The organism is Vibrio nigripulchritudo ATCC 27043 (assembly GCF_000222685.1).
GTDB classification, from domain to species: domain Bacteria; phylum Pseudomonadota; class Gammaproteobacteria; order Enterobacterales; family Vibrionaceae; genus Vibrio; species Vibrio nigripulchritudo.
In genome coordinates this window covers 1-4,782 of the sequence record NZ_AFWJ01000141.1, presented here as the reverse complement: position 1 = coordinate 4,782, position 4,782 = coordinate 1, and the positions used below count along the sequence as shown (strand labels likewise).

General features: G+C 46.8%; 4 protein-coding genes and 1 pseudogene. All 5 read right to left on the bottom strand.

Features of this window, described 5'->3' with window-relative positions; genetic code table 11:
* Positions 1 to 5 precede the first annotated feature (5 nt).
* Positions 6 to 1,277, bottom strand: a complete 1,272-nt coding sequence (locus tag RH89_RS13020; RefSeq protein WP_004402500.1) for a hypothetical protein — start codon at positions 1,275 to 1,277, stop codon at positions 6 to 8.
* Position 1,278: 1 nt separating this feature from the next.
* Positions 1,279 to 2,048, bottom strand: a pseudogene (locus RH89_RS13015) (outer membrane lipoprotein-sorting protein).
* Positions 2,041 to 3,324 carry an ABC transporter permease gene (locus tag RH89_RS13010; protein WP_004402497.1) on the bottom strand — a complete coding sequence of 428 codons (1,284 nt, stop codon included), beginning with the start codon at positions 3,322 to 3,324 and terminating at the stop codon, positions 2,041 to 2,043. The pseudogene RH89_RS13015 and the gene RH89_RS13010 overlap by 8 nt, the downstream one beginning before the upstream one ends.
* Positions 3,312 to 3,995, bottom strand: a complete 684-nt coding sequence (locus tag RH89_RS13005) for an ABC transporter ATP-binding protein (protein ID WP_004402496.1) — start codon at positions 3,993 to 3,995, stop codon at positions 3,312 to 3,314. Before RH89_RS13005 ends, RH89_RS13010 begins: the two co-directional genes overlap by 13 nt.
* Positions 3,996 to 4,003: 8 nt before the next feature.
* Complete coding sequence (locus tag RH89_RS13000) at positions 4,004 to 4,648, bottom strand: hypothetical protein (protein ID WP_004402495.1); 645 nt, start codon at positions 4,646 to 4,648, stop codon at positions 4,004 to 4,006.
* Positions 4,649 to 4,782 lie beyond the last annotated feature (134 nt).

Genomic DNA, 4,782 nt, shown 5'->3' with positions numbered 1-4,782 from the left:
TCCCATTAAAATCTTCCTTTAAAATTTAGCAAAATCATACTGTTAGTTTTTAGGTTTTTATAGAGTGATTTATCTTTACCGTTGTAAAAACGTGCGGCAAGTTCAGTTTCAAAGCGGGACGAACCATCGTCGTACCATTCAAAACTCAATCTTGGTGTTGAGATCACACCACCATCCTCGGGCGCTATCATCAAATCCACCGTAGGCGTTAGCTTTTCAAACCAACCCGGAGCAGCAGTCCAGTGCTGTCCCTGCCAGTTTTGAGTATCTAATGTCCAGTGAAACATGACGTTGTGTTTAGTTAAGTTGGCATTTGTGAGTCCCAGTCCGTAGGAATCGGCAAGACGATCCTGACCATAAGTTTCTCTGAGCGAGGTCGCTGAAACCTGTGCATCTTCCCATTCTTCTTTCCCCCATGCTCGGCTGTCATACCAGTATTCTGCAATGACGCTGTGTCCGGAAAAGCTGCTCCAGGTTATACCTGTCATGACTTGTTGCGCAGCCCCTTGCATTTCGAGCGCAACGGGTGCCAAAAGCTGACTTGGCTGTTGGTAAGCAAGGTGTTTTCTTTGAATCACTGCCGATGAATGCCATTCCCATTCGCTACCGAAAACAGTTACCCAACTCGCCCCAACCAGCCCTTTTCTTACGTCATCAAAATAGCCGATAACCTGAAATTCACTGTCACCCCGCAGACCGTAGTATCGAACACCTACCCCATGTTGTTGCGCGGCTTTTTGAATCTCTGTGGTTTCTTGCTGAGTCAGCGAAGACGTTGTAGCAATCGCTGTCCATTCCCCTTCGGCTCCAAAGTGGGACAGGCTGACTACGCCTACCCCCTCTTCAACCTGAATACCTACTGGGTTTCGACGATAAGGATTGAATACGTCCAGCGGACGATAACCATACCCCACCCCATAATCCTGACGAATTTTGCCGACGGTTGCATCCAAAGTCGTACCAGCGATATCTACACTTCCCTGCCAGAACAGCTCTCTGATGATCAAGTCTGATTCTGAATCTACCGAGCTGTCTGAGTGATAGATGCCATTGCCTAGCAAAGCCAGAGACGCGTTGAACGATTGATAACCCAGCTCCACTTCTAAAAACGCATCGACGCTCTGGATACTTTCTTCATCTGAAGTAAACACACCATTGGTTGCTTGGTGCTGAGTCGTGTCTGCACTTATCATCCAGTCCCAGTTCGATGACAACTCCGAAGAAAATGCCATCGGTGAAACAAGCACAGACAGGATTAAAGGTTTTGCTATCTTCACGTTACAGCTCCGACACGTTACTTCTGACTAAAAATGAAGGGTTGTAATACTTGTCTTCCAGCTCATAAGACGAGATCTCCTGATATTCAATGGTCGTCTTTTTACTAGGCTGAATTTTATCTAACAAGGTCATGCTGACTACGGCATCCTCATTATTACGCTCACCTTTGGTAAACCAAGCCACCTTCGCCAGTTTGCCCGATTTCATTATCAGATTTGCCTTTACAGGAAAGTCCGACTCCTGCTCTAACCAAAGCTCGATAGAATGGTAACTTGCGCCTTTTGTCTTGGCAGTCAGTAGCAGTTTATTGGTTTGGATCTCGCTACCCGATAACGTAGTCAGGGTTTCTTGTCCTTCAAATGCCCCCTGATAATCGTCGCTCCAGGTCAGTGTTGAAATATCACCTACAGACGCTTCACCTAGCAATTTCTGCATGGGTGTAATTCGAATTGGTCGACGGCTTTTGGGCATAACCAGCCAGTAGTTATCTTCCAGCATCAGCATCTTCTGCCCTGCTTCCACTCTGGATTTAAACACCACCAGCGACTGCCTTTGAGGGCGAGTATAAACGTGGTACTGATGTGTTTTTCCTTCTCACCGTTTTTGAAAACGTGCACAACAGAAACAACTTTTGAGGATTCTTCTTCCATACGGAAGTTATCGGCATTTTTCAGCATGGATGTCACGTCGTTTGCGGCAACTTGACCACTAAGCAGTGCTGCTGTTGCCAAGACAAGATTCAATACCTGACGAATAGAACAATTAAACATATGCAAGTGCCTCGGTGATGGGTTTGTTTGCTCCCTTTCTGGCAGAGAAGTAAGCCGCAAATACGCAAATAGCGACGACTCCCAATGTAGAATAGGCAGCCAGTTCTGGAGAGAAGTTGATTTGTAGCGGGTAACCTTCTGTGTGACCTGGAGGAGGTGGCATTTTAATTTCCACAACCAGCAGTGCGACCGAAGCGATCAAGCTAGCAAGTACACCAATCAGGCTGCCGATAAGTGCAAGCAACCCTGCCTCTTTAATGAATGAGGAAATGATCTCGTTAGAGTAAGTACCAAGTGCAGAAAGTGTCCCGATTTCTCTTGTTCGTTCGGTGACGGACATGGTCATGGTATTGAAAAGCGCAACGAATACCACCAGCGCCATAATCAGTCCCATAATGCCGAATATTCGGTCATACAGGTCTTTCACTTTCTTGTAGAAAAACGCTCTGTCTTGCCAAGGCGTAATCTGTATATCCTGATCCAGTACAGAAGAATCCAGCAACTGTTGGGTTTGGTTCTGAATTGGGTTGGTTTGCTCGGTATCGAACAAGAATACCGACAAGGTGCTGATTTTTTCTGTTACCAATAGCTCCTGCGCGGAATTAACATGAAGGTATAACTGGCGCTTATCCAGTTCAGGAATACCTGTGCTGTAGATACCATGCACTTTAAAGTCCAGCGCGTTTAACGCCCCTTCACTGGTGGTAGCTAACAGTGTTACCCAGTCTCCGATGCTAACCTTGAGGTTTCTGGCGAGTTCATAAGCAAGCATTATTTGAGGCTCGTCAGCGTTGTAGCGGCTGGAGTTCATGCTGGTCAGGGTTCTGCCTTCTTTGACATTCAAGAAAGGGCCTTTCATGTCGAATTCTTTTTCGTTAACGCCATTACCAACAAAAATGGTCGACTTGTTGCCGTTTGAAATTAAGCCAGTGAAATAAACTCTGGGTTGTACTGAACGCACTTTGTCCATCGCCATGATCTTGTTGACCAGCTCTTTGGTTCCGGAAAGCCCGTTAGATAAAGGCATGTCTTCATCCTGCTCGAAATACCCGACTTGACTTAGTGTCAGGTGCCCAGTATCACGAGCCGTCGACTCCTTCAAAGATTGATAAGTAAATAGCCCAAACCCGCCAGCACTTACCATGGCGAAAACAGCAATGGCAATGATTAAGATAGAAAGTACACTGCGGCGAGAATTACGCTTCAGGTTTAAAAACGCATACCTGAGGTTCTCAAAATACTCTGAGAAAAATGAAACTCGATTTAGCTGACCCATTTCAGAGCCTCCTCTTGAATAACGCCATCAAACAGGGCGATACTGCGATCGCACCGTTCTGCCATTCGGTGATCGTGAGTGGCAATCACAAAGGTGGTGCCGAACTCATGCCCCAGCGACTTCATTATGTCGATAACAAGCGTGGCACTTTCGCTATCCAGACTGGCTGTTGGTTCGTCGGCGATGATCAGTTTGGGTTTGTTGACTAGCGCACGGGCTATGGCCACTCGCTGTTGTTGACCTCCAGAAAGGTTGTCTGGTCTGTGATGGACGTATTCACCCAGCCCCACTTTGTCCAGCATTGAAAACGCGATCTCTCGCTGCTGATCTCGGCTGTGACCGTTGAGTTTCAAGGGGTACATTACGTTTTCCAGTGCGGTCATCACCGGAACCAGATTGAACTTCTGAAAAATGAATCCCATCTGGTAGCGCCTGATTTCCGCAGCCTTTTTGGGTGTTTTTGGCAGCGGTTTGCCCTCGAAATGAATATGTCCAGAATAGTCAGTATCAAGAAGACCAAGCACGTTTAGCAGAGTACTCTTCCCGGAACCGGAAGGACCACAAAGTGCGACCATCTCCCCTCTTTCTATTGTCCCAGTTGCGCTTTTCAGAGCGGGAACGTCAATCGTCCCCAACTGATAGCTCTTATTGATTTGATTAAATTCAATCATATTGCCCCCTAAGCCTCATTGACCAGGGCTTGAGCTTTTTGGGTCTCGGGGTGTGATGCGTCTTTCTTTAGCATCACTGCCAGCCACTCTTGCGCGCGCTGTTGATCTTCAGCCCGAATGGCAGTCTCAATCGCAAATGAATAAACCCATGAAGTCGCAGCAAAAGGTGCCTGCTCAAATTCTGGCTCGGCAAGCAAATCGATATAAAGATCGTATCCACGATCGAAGTGATTAAACATATCCGGCAACTGGCTGAAAGTTGCCGCAGACAATGCTCTGGCAAGGTATGTGTCCGGCAATCCCTGAATCACAGGTTGAGATTCGACAGGAACCGCTTGAGAGGCGATAAGGTTAAGCCCCTTATCAATCGTTGCCAGACCCTGTTCTACGTATTGCATTTTGTTCCAGGGCATCCAGGCATCACGACCCTGCATCGTTTGTGTGCTGCCAAGGTAAACCAGACTCAGTGGCTTAGCCCCTTCTTTCTGAATCAATTGATTGAGTTGTTCGAAAACCAGCTCTACTTTGTCACTGTCGCCTGCCGCCGCCAGGTTGTACTGCTGAATAAGTTCATTGGATGGATTGGCAACAGCTTGCGAAAGTCCCGCCAGTAGCAGTGAAGGAATAATAAATGTGCGTTTGATGAGTTTCATAACCGATATCCATTCTGTTGTTTGGTGAAGCTACATTAGCAACGCCAGATTCCAGAATCAGAAGAATGCGATAAACGGTCGTTATAAGGAGTGAATGGTAATCTATACTTTTTAGGCACTTATTTTGCAGTTCT

What these genes read in the sequence shown, in the direction of transcription:
- RH89_RS13010 (WP_004402497.1), bottom strand. Translation starts at nt 3,324, where the DNA reads ATGGGTCAGCTAAATCGAGTTTCATTTTTCTCAGAGTATTTTGAGAAC.
- RH89_RS13005 (WP_004402496.1), bottom strand. Translation starts at nt 3,995, where the DNA reads ATGATTGAATTTAATCAAATCAATAAGAGCTATCAGTTGGGGACGATT.
- RH89_RS13000 (WP_004402495.1), bottom strand. Translation starts at nt 4,648, where the DNA reads ATGAAACTCATCAAACGCACATTTATTATTCCTTCACTGCTACTGGCG.